At 69.9% G+C, this 17365-nt stretch carries 18 protein-coding genes and 1 pseudogene; 18 read left to right on the top strand and 1 reads right to left on the bottom strand.

Annotation, left to right across the window (positions count from 1 at the left end; all coding sequences use genetic code 11):
• Positions 1 to 34: 34 nt before the first annotated feature.
• Positions 35 to 967, bottom strand: coding sequence for a hypothetical protein (locus tag BLU77_RS07050; RefSeq protein WP_089772286.1), 933 nt, complete (start codon positions 965 to 967; stop codon positions 35 to 37).
• Positions 968 to 1335: 368 nt separating this feature from the next.
• On the opposite strand from BLU77_RS07050, the gene rpsD reads away from it, so the two are divergent.
• From rpsD to BLU77_RS07140, 18 genes and pseudogenes are all read left to right on the top strand, one after another.
• Positions 1336 to 1962: a 30S ribosomal protein S4 gene (rpsD, locus tag BLU77_RS07055; RefSeq protein WP_089772287.1), complete on the top strand. Its 627-nt coding sequence runs from the start codon at positions 1336 to 1338 to the stop codon at positions 1960 to 1962.
• Positions 1963 to 2107: 145 nt separating this feature from the next.
• Complete coding sequence (locus tag BLU77_RS07060) at positions 2108 to 2464, top strand: DUF948 domain-containing protein (RefSeq protein WP_089772288.1); 357 nt, start codon at positions 2108 to 2110, stop codon at positions 2462 to 2464.
• Positions 2461 to 2784, top strand: a complete 324-nt coding sequence (locus BLU77_RS07065; RefSeq protein WP_089772289.1) for a hypothetical protein — start codon at positions 2461 to 2463, stop codon at positions 2782 to 2784. Before BLU77_RS07060 ends, BLU77_RS07065 begins: the two co-directional genes overlap by 4 nt.
• Positions 2785 to 2845: 61 nt before the next feature.
• A pseudogene (gene alaS / locus BLU77_RS07070) lies at positions 2846 to 5544 on the top strand (alanine--tRNA ligase).
• Positions 5507 to 6040 (top strand): Holliday junction resolvase RuvX, encoded by a 534-nt coding sequence (gene ruvX, locus BLU77_RS07075; RefSeq protein ID WP_245708707.1) that lies wholly within the window; start codon positions 5507 to 5509, stop codon positions 6038 to 6040. The pseudogene alaS and the gene ruvX overlap by 38 nt, the downstream one beginning before the upstream one ends.
• Complete coding sequence (mltG, locus tag BLU77_RS07080) at positions 6037 to 7176, top strand: endolytic transglycosylase MltG (protein ID WP_089772290.1); 1140 nt, start codon at positions 6037 to 6039, stop codon at positions 7174 to 7176. Before ruvX ends, mltG begins: the two co-directional genes overlap by 4 nt.
• 19 nt (positions 7177 to 7195) lie before the next feature.
• Positions 7196 to 8044, top strand: a complete 849-nt coding sequence (locus BLU77_RS07085) for a shikimate dehydrogenase (protein WP_089772291.1) — start codon at positions 7196 to 7198, stop codon at positions 8042 to 8044.
• Positions 8045 to 8092: 48 nt separating this feature from the next.
• Positions 8093 to 8785 carry a prepilin peptidase gene (locus tag BLU77_RS07090; RefSeq protein WP_175476967.1) on the top strand — a complete coding sequence of 231 codons (693 nt, stop codon included), beginning with the start codon at positions 8093 to 8095 and terminating at the stop codon, positions 8783 to 8785.
• A 63-nt stretch (positions 8786 to 8848) separates the two neighbouring features.
• The gene (aroC, locus tag BLU77_RS07095) at positions 8849 to 10066 is read left to right on the top strand and encodes a chorismate synthase (RefSeq protein WP_089772293.1); all 1218 of its coding nucleotides are present in this window, start codon (positions 8849 to 8851) and stop codon (positions 10064 to 10066) included.
• A gap of 134 nt (positions 10067 to 10200) precedes the next feature.
• Positions 10201 to 10713 carry a shikimate kinase gene (locus BLU77_RS07100; protein WP_089772294.1) on the top strand — a complete coding sequence of 171 codons (513 nt, stop codon included), beginning with the start codon at positions 10201 to 10203 and terminating at the stop codon, positions 10711 to 10713.
• A complete protein-coding gene (gene aroB / locus BLU77_RS07105) occupies positions 10710 to 11813 on the top strand; it encodes a 3-dehydroquinate synthase (RefSeq protein ID WP_089772295.1) in 1104 nt (367 codons plus the stop codon). The genes BLU77_RS07100 and aroB overlap by 4 nt, the downstream gene beginning before the upstream one ends.
• Complete coding sequence (locus BLU77_RS07110) at positions 11806 to 12243, top strand: type II 3-dehydroquinate dehydratase (protein ID WP_089772296.1); 438 nt, start codon at positions 11806 to 11808, stop codon at positions 12241 to 12243. The genes aroB and BLU77_RS07110 overlap by 8 nt, the downstream gene beginning before the upstream one ends.
• Before the next feature lie 70 nt (positions 12244 to 12313).
• Complete coding sequence (locus tag BLU77_RS07115) at positions 12314 to 12931, top strand: hypothetical protein (protein WP_089772297.1); 618 nt, start codon at positions 12314 to 12316, stop codon at positions 12929 to 12931.
• A gap of 5 nt (positions 12932 to 12936) precedes the next feature.
• A complete protein-coding gene (locus tag BLU77_RS07120; RefSeq protein WP_089773052.1) occupies positions 12937 to 13401 on the top strand; it encodes a hypothetical protein in 465 nt (154 codons plus the stop codon).
• A 128-nt stretch (positions 13402 to 13529) separates the two neighbouring features.
• Entirely contained in the window at positions 13530 to 14093 is a 564-nt protein-coding gene (gene efp / locus BLU77_RS07125) for an elongation factor P (protein ID WP_089773053.1), read from the top strand.
• Between the two features lie 11 nt (positions 14094 to 14104).
• The gene (gene nusB, locus BLU77_RS07130; protein WP_089772298.1) at positions 14105 to 14548 is read left to right on the top strand and encodes a transcription antitermination factor NusB; all 444 of its coding nucleotides are present in this window, start codon (positions 14105 to 14107) and stop codon (positions 14546 to 14548) included.
• A 1-nt stretch (position 14549) separates the two neighbouring features.
• The gene (locus BLU77_RS07135; protein WP_245708708.1) at positions 14550 to 15911 is read left to right on the top strand and encodes an MFS transporter; all 1362 of its coding nucleotides are present in this window, start codon (positions 14550 to 14552) and stop codon (positions 15909 to 15911) included.
• On the top strand, positions 15908 to 17365 hold the full coding sequence (locus tag BLU77_RS07140) for a pyridoxal phosphate-dependent decarboxylase family protein (protein ID WP_089772299.1): 1458 nt from the start codon (positions 15908 to 15910) through the stop codon (positions 17363 to 17365). Before BLU77_RS07135 ends, BLU77_RS07140 begins: the two co-directional genes overlap by 4 nt.

Genomic DNA, 17365 nt, shown 5'->3' on the forward strand with positions numbered 1-17365 from the left:
GATTGTCCGCACTCGGCGCGCAGCGAGTGCGCTCTCACCCGAGCGAGGCTGGTCGCCGTCGGGCGATCGCGCGGCGCACACGGGTGATCAGTCGCATCGGATATCGGATCACGTCATCGGCGGTGGCCGTGATCACGAGCCAACCGTCGTCTTCCAGGCGCTGCCGCCGCTCGATGTCACGTCGCCAGGTGGCGGGATCGGTGCGGTGCACGTCGCCGTCGTACTCGATCGCGATCTTGAGCTCGGGGTAGGAGAGGTCGGGCCTCGCGAGGAATGAGCCATCCTCGGCATACGCCTCCTGGTTGACCACCGGTTCGGGGAGGCCGTTGCTGACCATGTGCAGTCGCAGCCGCGACTCCATGGTCGACTCGGTGCCGGGTCGAACGAGGGTGGCGGCCGCTCGCGCGGCGCGCACACCCCGTGCGCCGGGGAACGAGTGCGCGATCTGATGCAGCTCCGCGGGTGTGATCCATGGGTCATCGCGCCGCATCATGGCGTCCCCGAGAACCACTAGGTCGTCCAGCCGGAGCCGTGCGGCCAGGTGCATCCAGGTCTGTGGGGGTGTGGTGAGGCACAGAGCTCCGTAGTCCATGACGGCGAGACCCGGCCGGCCGCAGAAGTGAGCCTCGATCTCTGGCCGGTCTGGGCGTTCGGCACGTCGGGGCAGGACCACGTGAATCCGTGCGTCCTCCTGGAGTTTCCAGGGCACCTCGATCCCGAGCAGTCGGAGCGCTGTCACATGGCTGAACGCATAGGTCGAGTGCAGCGCAGGTACATAGGAGGCGCAGCGTGACCACAGATCACGGGAGTCGCCCTCGCACGGGAGGGTGCTGCGCACTCCCCACAGGGGCGAGTCGAGTGAGGATCGCTGCAGTTGCCCACGTGAGGCGCCGGCATCGAGAGCGTCCTTGACCGAGAAGGTTCGGGTACTGAGCGCATCGGGCAGTGGGGTCGGAAGTCGAGACATGTCACGACTTCAGTACGGTCGCTGAATCCTCGCCGTCAGCGAGGGGGCGGGTTGTGGACAGCGGTGCAACACCTCGGTTTCGGTGGATTCGCGACCGTGGCCGCACTCGCGCACGATCGAGTGCGGGCGTTTGCGCCCATATCTCGCGAAATGGAACGAATCGGCCGCACTCGCGGTGGGCGTGGGTGGGGTGGCGGGTGCGGTAGAGTGGTGGGGTTGCCCAGACGGGCACGCCTGGGGTCTTAGCCGATGGTTCTCGTTCCGCTCGCCGGAATCGGACCGGGAGTTGGCCCCACACCTCCCTCCTTCCGGTACGTCCGGTCCTGGAGCGTGGTGTGACGTCACGATCAACACGACAGGAAGCATTCATGGCATCAAAGAACCGCACGCGCCGGCAGGTCCGGCTGTCCCGTTCGCTCGGGCTGGCCCTGACCCCGAAGGCCGTCAAGTACTTCGAGAAGCGGCCCTACCCGCCGGGTGAGCACGGCCGCGCACGCCGTCGGACCGAGTCCGACTACGCCGTCCGTCTGAAGGAGAAGCAGCGGCTGCGCGCCCAGTACGGGCTGCGGGAGGCCCAGTTGCGCCGCGCGTTCGTCGAGGCCCGGCACGAGCAGGGCCTGACCGGTGAGTCGCTGGTCGAGCTGCTCGAGATGCGCCTGGACGCGCTCGTGCTGCGCGCCGGGTTCGGCCGCACCATGGCCCAGGCCCGCCAGGCCGTCGTGCACCGCCACATCCTCGTGGACGGCAAGCTCGTGGACCGCCCCTCGTTCCGGGTGAAGCCGGGCCAGGTCGTCCAGGTGAAGCCGCGCAGCCAGACGATGGTGCCTTTCCAGGTGGCCGCCGCCGGTGCACACCGCGACGTGCTGCCCACGGTGCCGGAGTACCTCGACGTGCAGATCGAGAAGCTGCGCTTCGAGCTCAGCCGCCGCCCGAAGCGCGCCGAGGTGCCGATCACCTGCGACGTGCAGCTGGTCGTCGAGCACTACTCGCGCTGACCTCGTCTCACGACGCGCCCCGGGCGACGGCATCTTCGCCGTCCCCGGGGCGTTGTCATTCCACCCAGACGCCCTCGTCACGACCTTCCCGCGCGGTAGGGTCGCCGGTGGAGCGTTCAACGGACTCGATAGGAGAACAACAGCCATGTCTCTCGGTGACATCGCCGGCCTGATCGCGGCCATCGCGTTCGTGCTGCTGGTGGGCGCGCTGGCCGTGCCGCTGCTCAAGCTAGGTCGAGTGATGGACGAGGCGCGCAAGAGTCTTGCTGAGGTCACCGAGCACACGCTGCCGGTCATCGACGAGGCTGCCGTGACGATCAGCTCCACCAACGGTCAGATCACCAAGGTGGACACCGTCACCACCGCGGCCGCCGAGGTCTCCACGAACGTTTCCGCCCTCACGTCCCTGGTGGCCGCCACCGTGGGCGCGCCGCTGATCAAGGTGGCCGCCTTCTCCTTGGCGGTCCGCGGGCTCTTCGGTAAGGGAGACAAGCGCAAGTGAAACGACTGCTGTGGGTCGGCGTCGGCGTGGGGATCACCGTGGTGGTGCTGCGTCAGGTGGGTAAGGCGAACGAACGCGTCGGTGCGATCACCCAGGCCGTCAGCCCGGCCGGGCTTGCCGGCTCGATCACCTCGCTGGCCACCGCGGCCAAGGACCTCACCGACCAGCTGCGCAGCTCGATGGCTGAGCACGAGCAGTCCCTGACGGCGGCCCTGCTGCCGAGCGAGGAGGAGACCTCCCGAGCGCGCACGGTGCGCGCCGACCGGGAGCGACGCGCTGCCGATGTGTGGCCCGACGACGTCGACATCGACGACCTCTGAGCACCGGCCCGCTGCGTGCGGGAGCCCCTGCCCCTAGCTGAACCCGAACGAACGAGAACCCATGCGTACCGCCGAGATCCGCAATCGCTGGCTCACCTACTTCTCCGAGCGCGGCCACACCGTGGTGCCGAGCGCACCGCTCGTCTCACCTGACCCGTCGGTGCTGTTCACGATCGCCGGGATGGTGCCGTTCATCCCCTACATCGTGGGCACCGAGGAGGCGCCGTACTCGCGCGCCGTGAGCGTGCAGAAATGCATCCGCACCAACGACATCGAGAACGTCGGCGTCACCACCCGGCACGGCACGTTCTTCCAGATGTGCGGGAACTTCTCCTTCGGTGACTACTTCAAGACCGAGTCGATCGGCTTCTCCTGGGAGCTGCTCACCTCCGGCGTGGCTGACGGCGGGTACGGCCTCGACGGGGACCGCATCTGGGTGACGATCTGGAACGAGGACGCCGACGCCGAGCGCGCGCTGCACGAGATCGGCGTAGACCCCCGGCACATCGTCAAACTGACCCGCGAGGAGAACTTCTGGGACACGGGGCAGCCCGGTCCGGCAGGGCCATGTGCCGAGTTCCACTACGACCGTGGCCCGGCCTACGGCCCGGAGGCCGTCGGGGGGACCGTGGACCCGGGCGGTGATCGGTACCTGGAGATCTACAACAACGTCTTCGACCAGTTCCTGCGCGGCCCCGGTGTGGGGAAGGATTATCCGCTACTGGGTGAGCTGGACCGGAAGGCGATCGACACCGGGCTCGGTCTGGAGCGCCTCGCCACCGTGCTGCAGGGCCGGGAGAACCTGTACGAGATCGACCAGACCTACCCGCTGATCCAGACCGTCGAACAACTTTCCGGTGCCACGTATCAGCTCGGAAAGAACTCGCCGGAGCCGGACCAGGTCCGGATGCGGGTGGTGGCCGACCACGTGCGCTCGGCGCTGATGCTGATCGGCGACGGCGTACGGCCCGGCAACGACGGTCGCGGCTATGTGCTGCGCCGGCTGATCCGCCGCGCGGTGCGTTCGATGCGTCTGCTGGGCGTCACCGAGCGTGCGATGCCGCACCTGATGCCGGTCGCGAAGGATGCGATGGCAGAGTCCTACCCGAGCTCGACGAGGCCTTCGCCTCGATCAGCCAGGTGGCCTATGAGGAGGAGGACGCCTTCCGTCGCACCCTCGTCTCGGGCACCACCATCCTGGACACAGCCGTGGCCAACGCGCGATCGGCCGGCGGGAGCCGGGCCGTACTGCCCGGCTCGGACGCGTTCGCCCTGCACGACACCTACGGCTTCCCGATCGACCTGACCCTGGAGATGGCTGCCGAGCAGGGTGTGGAGGTCGACGAGACCGGCTTCCGCGCCCTGATGGCAGAGCAGCGCTCCCGCGCCCGCGCGGACGCCCTTGCGAAGAAGACCGGCCACGTCGACCCTGCCGTGTACCAGAACCTCCTGGGCCGCCTCGGCGGACCGGACACCTTCCTGGGCTACACCGACGACACCGCGCAGTCCCGGGTGGCCGGTCTGGTCGTGGACGGCGCCGCCGCCCCAGTGGCGCAGGCGCCGGCCGAGGTGGAGGTCATTCTCGACCGGACCCCGTTCTACGCCGAGGCCGGTGGTCAGCTCGCCGACCAGGGCACGATCGCCCTGGCCGGCGGGGGCATGGTGGACGTCGCCGACGTGCAGTCCCCGGTGAAGGGTCTGCACGTGCACCGGGGCACCCTCACCGAGGGCACGATCGCCCTCGACGAGACGGCCGTGGCGAGCATCGACACGCACCGTCGTCGGGCCATCGCGCGCGCCCACACGGCCACGCACATGGTGCACAAGGCGTTGCACGAGTTCCTCGGCGAACAGGCCACCCAGGCCGGCTCGGAGAACGCCCCCTCGCGGCTGCGGTTCGACTTCCGGCACGGCTCGTCCGTGCCGGCCTCGGTGATCTCCGAGATCGATCAGCGGGTGAACGAGCGGCTCGCGGAGAACCTCGACGTGACCGATCAGACGATGAGCCTGGACGAGGCCCGTGCGCAGGGCGCGATGGCCCTGTTCGGGGAGAAGTACGGCGATCGTGTCCGGGTGGTCTCGATCGGCGGCGACTGGTCCAAGGAACTGTGCGCGGGTACGCACGTGCCGCGCTCCGGCGACCTCGGTCTGGTCACCGTGCTGGGGGAGTCCTCGATCGGGTCGGGGGTGCGCCGCATCGACGCGCTGGTCGGCCAGGGTGCCTACGACAACCAGGCCAAGGCGCATGCCCTGGTCGGGCAGATCTCCCAGCTGGTCGGTGCCCGCGGGGAGGAGCTCCCGGATCGGATCTCCGGCATCCTGGGCCGCCTCAAGGACGCCGAGCGTGAACTCGCCACGCTCCGGCAGGGGCAGCTGCTCGCGCGTGCCGGTGAGCTCGCCGGTTCGGCCACCGAGCATGGGGGTGTCCGCGCGGTCACCGCCTCCCTGGGGGAACTCACGTCCGCCGACGACGTCCGCTCGCTGGTGCTGGATGTGCGGGACCGTCTGGGCTCGTCCGCCCCGGCCGTGATCGCCCTCGGCGCCGTGGTGAAGGAACGTCCGGTGGTGGTGGTCGCCACCAACGACGCCGCCCGCACGGCTGGTGCGAAGGCCGGCGCCCTGGTCCGGGTGGCGGCGACCCGTCTCGGTGGAGGTGGCGGGGGCAAGGACGACATCGCCCAGGGGGGCGGAACGGACGCCGGAGCGCTCGAGGAGGCGCTCCGTGCGGTGGTGGCTGACCTGGACGGCCTGGGTGCCTGACGGGTTCCGCACCGGGGTCCGGCTCGCGATCGACGTGGGCACGGTCCGCATCGGCGTGGCCCGCTGTGACCTGCACGGAATCCTCGCCACACCGGTGCGGACCGTCTCCCGCAAAGGTGAGCGGCAGGGCCTGCGCGAGCTCGCCGAGCTGGTGGACGAGTACGACCCGATCGAGGTGCTCGTCGGGCTGCCGCGCAGTCTTGATGGTGGTGAAGGACCCGCAGCACGTGCCGTGCGGGCGTATTCTGGTCACCTGGTCCGCACCATCCGGCCTGTGCCGGTGCGCATGGTGGACGAGCGACTGACCACGGTGACAGCCCATCAGGTGTTGCACGCCGCCGGTCGGAGCAGTCGCCGCCATCGTGAGGTGGTGGACCAGGTGGCTGCGGTGACGATCTTGGAGGCGGCCCTGGACGCGGAGCGTCAGCAGGGCACGCCGCCGGGGGAGCTCATCAAGGCGCCGGACCCAGACCATTCGGACCAGGAGGGCACGTGACGGACCTGTTCGGCGACGAACCTCAGTCTTCACGGGCCCGCCGCTCGTCCGCGCGCCTGCGCCAGGCGAAGCGGCGGGCGCAGCGGCGCCGGAACTTCATCTCCTTCGTGGTGATGCTGGTGGCACTCGCGCTGCTGGTGGGCGGCGGTTGGGTGCTGGTGCGCCCGCTGCTGGACGGCAATGAACAGGTCTCCGAGGAGCCCACCGACTATCCCGGCCCGGGCACCGGCGAGGTGCAGGTGGTGATCGAGGAGGGCGCCAGCGGCGGTGAGATGGCCTCGGTGCTGCTGGAAGCAGACGTGGTGGCGAGCCGGACCGCGTTCATCAATGCCTTCAACGCGAACCCGGACGCTGCAGGGATCCAGCCGGGCACGCACGTGCTGGCGCAGCAGATGCGTGCCGAGGACGCGGTGGCAGTCATGGCTGATGGGTCGACGCTTTCGGACACACGGATCACGATCCCCGAGCAGTGGCGAGCGACCCAGATCTACGACCGCGTTGCACAACGACTCGACGTTGACGTCAGCGAAGTCGAGGAAGCGGCGGATGCCGTCGCTGCCGACTATCTGCCGGACGTGGCAGGCGGCGAGATGGAGGGCTGGTTGGCGGCGAGCACGTACAACGTGCATCCGGACGACACAGCGACCGATGTTCTCGAGGGCATGGTGGATCGGACCATCGAACTTCTGGACTCGATGGACGTCCCCGCCGCGGACCGGCAGGACGTCCTCATCAAGGCATCGATCGTCGAGGCCGAAGTCATTCGGGACGACGAACGAGCTCGGGTCGCGCTCGTGATCGAGAACCGCCTTGACAACTGCAGTGGTGACGGCCGACTAGGAATGGACTCTACAGTCGCCTACGGCCTCGGTATTACTTTGGGTGAGGCTCTGACGCAGGAGCGGTTGAGGGAAGACACGCCATACAACACTCGACTGAACCCCGGATTGCCACCCGGACCTATCAGTTCCCCAAGCCAAGGTTCGATCGAGGCTGTCCTGGCGCCGGCCGCGGGCGATCTGTGCTACTTCGTGAGCGACCTGGAGACCGGAGAGTCGCTGTTCGCCGCGACACTAGAAGAGCACAACGAGAACCGAGAAACTATCAACAATCGCAACAGCAACGATGAGGGGTGACGTCTCCCAGGAGACTTCGATGGGTCGCCGCGCCGCAGTCCTCGGCCACCCCGTGGCGCACTCGCTCTCCCCGGTCCTGCACCAGGCCGCCTACGAGGCGCTCGGGCTGAACGCGTGGGAGTACCAGCTCCACGACGTCGACGAGCCCGAGTTGGCCGACTTCGTGGCAACTCTGGACGACTCCTGGGCGGGTCTCTCGCTCACCATGCCGCTCAAGCACGAGGCACTCCGCTTGGCCGACCACGTGGACGGGTTGGCCAAAGTGGTGGGCGCCGCGAACACCCTGCTGCGGCAACCAGGCGGCCTGCTGGTGGCTGCGAACACGGACGTGCACGGGCTCACCGCCGCGCTGCGCGAGGTGGCGCCCGAGCAGTGGGCGCCATCTCGTGCCGTGATCGTCGGAGGCGGGGCGACCGCGTCCTCGGCGGTGGCCGCCGTCGGCGAGCTCGGAATCACCCACCCGACAGTGCTCGCACGCTCCCTCGCCCGGGTCGGAACGGTGCGGCGCGCCGCCTCCCGGATGGGCGTGTCCCCGGAGTACATCGCACTGGACGCCCCCGAGGCACCCGAGCTGCTCGCAGCGGCCGACGTGGTGGTGCTGACCCTGCCGCAGCACGCCGCCGACCCGCTCGCCGAGTGGGTGGCGGGTACCCGGTTGCGGCCGGGGCAGGTGCTGCTCGACGCCGTCTACGCGGGATGGCCGACCACCGCTGCCTCCGCGTGGTCAGGCGCGGGTGGCGCGATCGCGCCCGGATACCTGATGCTGTTGCACCAGGCATGCGAGCAGGTCCGTTTGATGACCGGTCGCGACGCACCTGTCGAGGCGATGCGCACCGCCCTCACCGAGGCTCTCGCTGCACGCGGCTGAGTCCACAGGCCCCCGCACATCGGTCGTCCTGCTGGAATGATGGGGGCGATGCAGCTGAGCACCCTCTGGGCCGAGACCCCGCTTGCCGCCATCGCGATCGCCGTGCTCGGTGCCGTCGTCCTGGGGGCGGCCGCCTGGGTCGCTACCCCGCGGGTACGCACGCTCGCCGGACCCGGTGCCACCTCACGGTGGTTACGCCGCCGCACTCACGTGGTGCTTGCCGCGGTGGCCGGAGCGAGCCTGCCGTGGCTCGACCTGCACCCGGTGGAGCTGGCCACCCTGGCCATCGTCGCCGTGCTGGTCGCCCTGCTGGTGACGGTGGACCTGGCCGTCCACCGGCTGCCGGACGCCCTGGCCTTCCCCACGGCTGGACTCCTCGTGCTCGGCTGGTTCATCGGCGCCCTGGTCGGCGCCGGCAGCTGGAGCGACCTGGGTCGCGCGGTGCTCGCTGCGCTGGCCGTGGGCAGCGGGCTGCTCGTACTGTGTCTGCTCACCCCGTCCGGGCTGGGCCTGGGGGATGCGAAGCTCGGCGCCGTGCTGGCTCTCGCACTCGGTTGGTTCGGGTGGACACCGGTGGTGGGGGCGGTGGTGCTGGCGTTCCTGCTCGGGGGACTGTTCGCCGTCGGGCTGCTCCTCACGCGGCGGGCCACCCGCCGCACAGCGGTGGCGTTCGGACCATGGCTGGCAGCGGGGGCGGCCCTCGCCCTCGCCCTCGGCGACCGGATCGCCGGAGGCACGTGACCCCGCTGCTCGCAGCACGGACTGCTCGGACAAGCCCCGGTGCAGGCGTGGGAGGATGACGCCATGCTCAGATGGTTGACCTCAGGCGAGTCGCACGGACCAGCGGTGCTGGGGATCCTCGAGGGCGTTCCGGCCGGGGTGGAGATCACCACCGACGACATCGCCGACGCCCTCGCCCGGCGGCGACTCGGCTATGGCCGTGGATCCCGGATGAAGTTCGAGCAGGACGCGGTGCGCCTCCTCGGCGGGGTGCGGCACGGGTCCACCATGGGTGGCCCGGTCGCGATCGAGATCGGCAACACCGAATGGCCGAAGTGGGAACAGGTGATGTCGGCCGACCCGGTCGAGGCCAGTGTGCTCGACGTGGACGCCGGTACCGGCGATACACGTGAGCAGGCCCGGAACAAGCCGCTGACCCGCCCGCGCCCCGGGCACGCCGACCTGATCGGGATGGCCAAGTACCACCTCGACGACGCACGCCCCGTGCTGGAGCGCGCCTCGGCACGAGAGACGGCCACCCGGGTGGCCCTGGGCCGCGTGGCTGCGGCGCTGCTCGAGCAGGCGGCCGGGATCCGGCTGGTCTCGCACGTGGTGCAGGTGGGCCCGGTGCAGGCGCCGGACGACGCCCCGGCGCCAGGGCCGGACGACGTCGGTGCGCTCGACGCCGACCCGGTGCGCTGCTTCCACGCCGATTCATCGGAGCGGATGGTCGCCGAGATCGATGATGCGAAGAAGGCCGGGGACACCCTCGGTGGCGTCGTCGAGGTGCTGGCTTATGGCGTACCGCCGGGTGTGGGCAGCTATGTGCACGCCGATCGACGCCTGGATGCCCGGCTGGCCGGTGCACTGATGAGCATCCAGGCCATCAAGGGAGTCGAGGTCGGGGACGGCTTCCGCACCGCAGCACGCCGCGGATCGGTGGCGCACGACGAGATCGTGCGCGATGACTCCGGGCGGCTCAGCCGGCAGACGAACCGCGCCGGTGGAGTCGAGGGTGGGATGACGAACGGCCAGGTGTTGCGCGTGCGCGCGGCGCTCAAGCCGATCTCCACGGTGCCCCGGGCACTGGCCACCGTGGACGTGGCCACCGGGGAAGCCACCACGGCGCTGCACCAGCGGTCCGATGTGTGCGCGATCGCACCGGCTGCAGTGGTGGCCGAGGCGATGGTCGCGCTCGTGGTCGCGGAGACGCTGCTGGAGAAGTTCGGCGGCGACTCGATCACGGAGACCGCGCGGAACGTGCGCGGATACCTGGACGCGATCCCGGAGACCATGCGATGAGCGGGAGGAGCCCCCGCGTAGGTGGGGCGAGGAACGAGACCCGCCGGAGCGAGGCACCGGACCGATCAGACCAGAAGACATCGATGAGCGGTAGGAGCCCCGAGGCACCGGACCGATCAGACCAGAGGACATCGATGACGGGCACCCGTCCGCGCCTCGTCCTGATCGGCCCACCCGGTGCCGGGAAGTCGACCGTGGGCCGGTTGCTGGCCGAGCACTGGGGCGTCACCTTCCGTGACACCGACTCCGACGTGGAAGCCACCGAGGGGCGCAGCATCCCGGACATCTTCGTCGATGACGGTGAGGACTACTTCCGGGGCGTCGAACGCGCCGCCGTGGCTCACGCCTTGACCGAGCACGACGGCGTTCTCGCCCTGGGCGGGGGAGCGGTGCTCGACCCGGACACCCAGGCGGACCTGGCCACCCACACCGTGGTGTTCCTCTCGGTCGGCCTGGCCGATGCCGCCGGACGGGTGGGCCTGACCACCTCCCGCCCGCTGCTGCTGGGCAGCCCGCGCCGTCAGTGGCAGCAGCTGATGGACGCGCGGCGAGGGACCTACGAACGGCTCGCGACCTCCGTCGTGCCCACCGACCGGCTTAGCCCGGAGCAGGTGCGCGACGCCGTGCTCGAGGCGGTGTCGGCATGACCACCGCGAGCCAGGTGCACGCCCGGGTACCGGTGCGTGCCGAGCACGAGTACGACGTGCTCATCGGCACCGATCTGCTGGCCGAGCTCCCCGCCCTGGTGGGCGAGGCGGCGCGGGTGTTCCTGATGCACCCGCCTTCGCTGAGCGCGCGGGCCCGCGAGGTGGCCGGCACTCTCACCGAGGCCGGTTATCAGGTGGTCACCGAGGAACTTCCCGACGGCGAGCAGGCCAAGACGGCCGAGACCGCTGCCCGGTGCTGGGCCTCGCTCGGGCGGGCCGCGTTCACCCGCACCGACGTGGTGATCGGGCTCGGCGGCGGTGCCACCACCGATCTGGCCGGTTTCGTGGCAGCCACGTGGTTGCGTGGCGTGCGAGTGATCCAGGTGCCCACCACGTTGCTGGCGATGGTCGACGCTGCCGTGGGAGGCAAGACGGGCATCAACACCGCTGAGGGCAAGAACCTGGTCGGGGCGTTCCACTCACCCTCCGCCGTGGTCTGTGACCTCACCTGGTTGCGCATGCTCGACGCGGTAGACCTGCGCGCGGGGATGGCCGAGGTGATCAAGTGCGGCTTCATCGCCGATCCGCGGATCTTGGAGCTCGTCGAGTCCGACCCGGAGGCTGCACTGGTACCTGATGGCCCGGTGCTGACCGAACTGGTGGAGCGGGCCGTCCGGGTGAAGGCAGAGGTGGTCTCGGCTGACTTGAAGGAGTCCTCGCTGCGCGAGGTACTCAACTACGGGCACACGTTCGGCCACGCGATCGAGCTGCACGAGGGCTTTCGGTGGCGCCATGGCGAAGCAGTGGCGGTCGGCATGGTGTTCGTCGCCGAGCTCGCCCATCGGGCCGGGCTGATCGACGCCGAGCTCGCCGAGCGGCACCGGCATGTGCTGGACCTGGTCGGACTGCCGACCCGCTACCGGGCAGGTACATGGGATGCGCTGCGCACCGCGATGAGCCGGGACAAGAAGACCCGGGGGGCGACGCTACGGTTCGTGGTGCTGGAAGGACTGGCTCGGCCGACCCGGTTGACCGGCCCGGACCCGGCCCTGTTGGAGGCCAGCTACGCCGCGATCAGCGAGGGGAGCGATGATGACTGAGGTGCTGGTGCTGAACGGGCCGAACCTGGGCCGCCTGGGCAGTCGGGAGCCGGACGTATACGGCCATCTCGACCATGCCGCTCTCGTGGACCGAGTGCGCGGATGGGCCGGTCAGCTCGGACTGCGCGTGGAGGTGCGTCAGAGCGATGACGAGGCCGAGCTGGTGCACTGGTTGCACGAGGCCGTGGACTCCCGGCGTGATGTGGTACTCAATCCTGCGGCCTTCACGCACTATTCCTACGCACTGCGGGACGCTGCTGCGCAGGTCACCACGGGCGGTCTGCGGCTGATCGAGGTGCATCTGAGCAACCCCGCGGCACGGGAGCGGTTCCGGCACACGAGCGTGATCGGGGGCGTCGCGACAGGCACGGTCGCCGGTTTCGGGGTGGCCTCCTACCGACTGGCGCTACACGCGCTCGCTGGGGAATGACAGGGACTTGATCCCCTCCTATCAACCCCTAGGCATTGATAGATAGAGATCAAGCACATACCATTGATCCATGTTCGTCATCACCGCTGACCAGGACGACTCGCGACGCAGTAGCGATCGAGTGCCGGCCCTGCTCGCCGCACTCGTCGACCTCACCCACGACGTCGATGGAGTCGCCCTCCCGTTCGAGCGGACGGTCGGCGACGAGGTCCAGGGTGTGCTCACCGATGCAGGCACCACACTGACGATTGCCCTCGCGCTGCAGCGACGGCAGGAGTGGAGTGTGGGCATCGGAGTGGGTACTGTGCACACTCCGCTCGCAGAGACGGCACGAGCCTCCACCGGGCCCGCGTTCCTGCACGCCCGGGACGCCGTGGAGCGAGCCAAGGGCCGGACTGTCCCGGTCCCGATCGCCCTCGCTGCGGCCGATCCCGCACCCGCAGCGGAGTGCGAGGCGCTGCTGCACCTGATCACGACCGTGGTGCGACGCCGTTCTGACGCCGGGTGGGAGGCCGTCGATCTGCTCGCCTCGGGCAGCCGCACAGCCAAGGACGTGGCGGAGGAGCTCGGGATCAGTCCCCAGGCAGTGAGTAGCCGGCTCCGCACCGCGATGTGGGAAGAGGAGCGCGCGGTGCACCCGCTCGCGGTGCGCCTCCTCGCTGATCTGGACTCCGCCACGGCAGGATGATCACCATGTCGGTCACACAGGTACTCCTCACGATCGCGGTGGTCCTCGGCGCCCTCGCACTCTCCGCTGCGCTCGGGGCGCCACTGACCAGTTGGCTGCTCGCACGGATGACTCGCGGCAGCACAGCACAGTCCAACGGAACACACGCCCCGGACGAGGGCGGCGAGGAAGGGGCGGACGCGCCCTCCGATCCGCGTACCCCGGAGGAGGCGCTGCGGGGTGGCCTCTGGATCGGAATCCTGGAACGCCTCGCCATCACCGGGTGCATCCTGGTCGGTTACCCTGCCGGAATCGCCGTCGTCGTGGCGATCAAAGGCCTCGGTCGGTTTCGCACGCTGGGCGGGCAGTCCGGCGTCCGGGGCGGGGAGGCCGGCGTCTCTGAGCGATTCCTGGTCGGCACGCTGACGTCGTTCCTGTGGGCGTGCGGCATCGGTATCGGGGGTGTCGGCCTGCTGGGGCTGATCTCCTGACCTGCGAGCCTGGTGCCGGTCCTGGTGCTGGCAGCCGAGCGGGCACGTTACCCTGAGCGGGCGCACATGAGGAGTTCGTGCTGTTCGCCGACTCCCGACGCCCCACCGAACACAGCAGAGGAACCCGCGTGGCAACGACCAACGACCTGAAGAACGGCACCGTGCTCAACCTCGACGGACAGCTCTGGTCCGTCGTGGAGTTCCAGCACGTCAAGCCCGGCAAGGGGCCGGCGTTCGTGCGGACCAAGCTCAAGGGTGTGCTGTCCGGCAAGGTCGTCTCCAAGACGTTCAACGCGGGCGTGAAGGTCGAGACGGCGAACGTGGACCGCCGCGACATGCAGTACCTGTACGCCGACGGCACCGGCTACGTCTTCATGGACACCAGCGACTACGAGCAGCTCATTCTGCCCGCCGACATCGTCGGGGATGCAGCGAACTTCCTCCTCGAGGGTGCCGAGGCGATCGTGGCCCTGCACGAAGAGACGCCGCTGTACGTCGAGCTGCCCACCTCGGTGGTCATGGAGATCACCTACACCGAGCCAGGCCTGCAGGGGGACCGCTCCTCCGCCGGAACCAAGCCCGCCACGATCGAGACCGGCTACCAGATCCAGGTGCCGCTGTTCGTCGAGGCCGGCACCAAGGTGAAGGTGGACACCCGGTCGGGTGACTACCTCGGCCGCGTCAACGACTGAGGGCACCCCCGATGCCCGCACGCACCAAAGCGCGCAAACGCGCGGTCGACGTCCTATACGAGGCTGACCAACGCGCCGTCGTGGCCGGTACCGACCCTGGGCGGCCCACCCCGGTCTCGGTGCTCGCCGAACGGATCACCGACCCGGGCACGCAGGCCGCATTGCCCGAGTACGCGGTGGAGATCGTCGAAGGGTTCGCTGCGCACGCGGAGCGGATCGATGAGGTGCTGTCCAGCTTCTCCCAAGGCTGGACGCTGGAACGGATGCCGACCGTGGATCGTGCCATCCTGCGGGTGGGTGCCTGGGAGGTCCTCTACAACGACGACGTCCCGGACGCCGTCGCGATCGATGAGGCGGTGGGCCTGGCCCGCAGCCTGAGCACCGACGAATCCCCAGGGTTCGTGAACGGACTGCTCGGACGAATCTCCGAGCTGGGACCGAGCCTGGTGGACTGACGTGGCCTCCCCGTCCGCACCCGCCGTCGGTACGCTGCCGCGCGGGGTGCGGACGAGTTATGCGATCGGCTCGGTCGGTACCGGTGGGTTCGGCACCCTGCCGGGGCTGGTCCTCAGCTACTACCTGACCGACACGCTCGGCATCGGTGCTGGGATCGCCTCGCTGATGGTCACCGTGCCGAAGGTGTGGGACGTGCTGGTGGACCCGTTCGTGGGTCGCCTCAGTGATACCAGTGCCCGACGGCGGGGCTCGCGAACTGCGTTCATGCTCGCCGGGGCACTCACGCTGCCGGTGGCGTTCGTACTGCTGTTCGCAGCGCCGGGCACCGGGGTGCCCGCTGCCGCCTGGGTGGTCGCAGCCTTCCTGCTCGCCACCACCGCCTTCTCGTTGTTCCAGGTGCCCTACATCGCTCTTCCGGCCGAGCTGGCGCACACGCCGCAGGCGCGCACCCGCCTGCTGGCTCCCCGGATCGCGGTGCTCGCGCTGGCGATCCTCGCGTTCGGTGCGGGTGGGCCGATGGTGCGCGACGCGGCGGGGTCCGGACGCACCGGATACCTGGTGATGGCGGTGGTGTGCGGGCTCGTGATGGGCGTCGGCATGCTGGTGGCCGCGCTCGGCGCCGGTCGAGCCGGAGCACGAACACAGCCGCGGCAGGTGGCCGGGGCCGCACCCGCACCGGGGGCGGCCCGGGCGGGACTGGCCGCGCTCCGCGAGTCGGCCCCGCTGCGCGCACTGCTGAGCACCTTCGTGCTGCAAGCGCTGGCCACCGGGGCGATGCTCGCCGCGGCCCAGTACGTGGCGACCTACGTGCTGGGTGAGGAGTCCGCCGTCACGTTCCTGTTCGTGGCGCTCGTGGCACCGGCGCTGCTGGTGATGGTGCCCGCGCGCCGGGTGGCCGACCGGATTGGCAAGCGGACCGCGTTCGTCGCCAGCACGGTGTTGTTCGCCGCAGCCACCGCATCGCTGACGCTGATGAGCGTGCACGTGGGGTGGTGGGTGTATGCCGCCGTCGGACTCGCCGGCATCGCCTATGCCGGGATGCAGCTCTACCCGCTGGCGATGCTGCCGGACGTCATCGCAGCGGACCGGGCCGTGCGCGAGGACGGACCCGAACGTGCCGGGGTGATTGCCGGGATCTGGACAGCAGGGGAGACGGGTGGCCTCGCCCTAGGACCCACACTCGCCCTCGTGGTGCTGGCGGTGAGTGGCTTCGTCTCCCGCACCGGTGGCGCCCCGCTGCCCCAACCCGCGAGCGCCCTGCTGGGCGTAGTCCTCATCTTCAGCGTGCTCCCGGCCGCACTGGCCCTCTGCTCGCTGATTCCACTGTCCCGTTACCGTCTCACCGATGGGGAGACCTCATGATCGAGCCGCAGTCATCGGCGTCCGTGCTGGACGCGCTCACCCAGATCCGGGCCACCGACCCGCCGACGCACGGTGGGCGGGTGCTCTCCTACGTCTACGACCACGGCCGACCCGAGCTGGACGAGCTCGCCGCACGGGCGGCGACGATGTTCCTGCCGGTGAATGGACTGGATCCGACTACGTTCGCCTCGGTGGCGGTGCTCGAACGTGAGCTGGTCGCCTTCACACGTGCGGTGCTGCACGGCGACGAGACTGTGGTCGGCTCGGTCACCTCGGGGGGCACGGAGTCCTGCCTGCTCGCCGTGAAGTCCGCGCGGGACCGCTGGGTCGCAGCCCATCAGGGCGACCCGGAGGCCGGCATGCCCCACCTCGTCCTGCCGAGCACCGCGCACCCGGCGTTCCGCAAGGCGGCGCACTATCTCGGCCTCACGCGCACCGACGTCCCGGTCGACCCCAGCACTGGTGCGGTGGACGCCCAGGCCATGCTCTCCGCCGTCGGGGAATCCACGGCGCTGGTGGTGCTGAGTGCACCGAACTATCCGTTCGGCACCATGGACCCGATCGCTGAGGTGGCCCCCGCGCTCGCCGAACGCGACGTCCCCCTGCACGTGGACGCCTGCGTCGGCGGCTGGCTGCTGCCGTGGTGGCCCGGCCAGGAGCAGGTGTGGGATTTTGCCGTTCCTGGGGTCACCTCGATCTCCACCGACCTGCACAAGTACGGCTACGCCCCCAAGGGAGCCTCGGTGGTGCTCTACCGCGGCCGGGACCGGCATCGGGCGCAGTACTACGCCACCACCGAGTGGCCCGGCTATCCAGTGGTGAACCCGACTGTGCTCGGTTCCCGCTCGGCCACCTCGCTCGCCGCCGCCTGGGCGGTGACCCGCGCACTCGGCACCTCCGGGTATGCCGAGCTCGTGCAGCAGACCGCCCACGCTACTGCGGCCGTGCGCAAGGCGCTCAGCGGGATCAGCGGCCTGTCCGTGGTGGGTCGCCCCGCTGCCGCCCTGCTCGCCGTGGCGGCCGATCCGGATCGGGCACCCGCCCACCAGGTGGACCCGTTCGCCCTGGTGGACGCGGTGCGACGGCGCGGCTTCCTGCTCCAGGCGCAGCCGGCGTTCCGGCAGGAGGACGGCACGACGCTTCCGCGGACTGCGCACCTGACGTTGACGCCGGTGACCGACCATGTCACCCGGGACCTGGTGGCCGCGCTGCGTGCCGGCGCTGACGAGGTGCGCGGGTTGTCACCGCGACCGCCCGATCCTGACCTGGTCGGGCGGGTGGCCGCTGACGGCCTCCCCGACGAGATGGCACCGGTGCTGGCCACTCTGGAGGCGATGGACAGCACGGCCGCACCCGAGGCACTGGTCGGGCTGCTCGCCTCCGTGATCGACCCTGACGTGGTCTTCGGCACATCCGGGCGGGGCGAGGGCGCCGGACCTCCCGGTGACCGCTAG

The organism is Ruania alba (assembly GCF_900105765.1).
GTDB classification, from domain to species: Bacteria; Actinomycetota; Actinomycetes; order Actinomycetales; family Beutenbergiaceae; genus Ruania; species Ruania alba.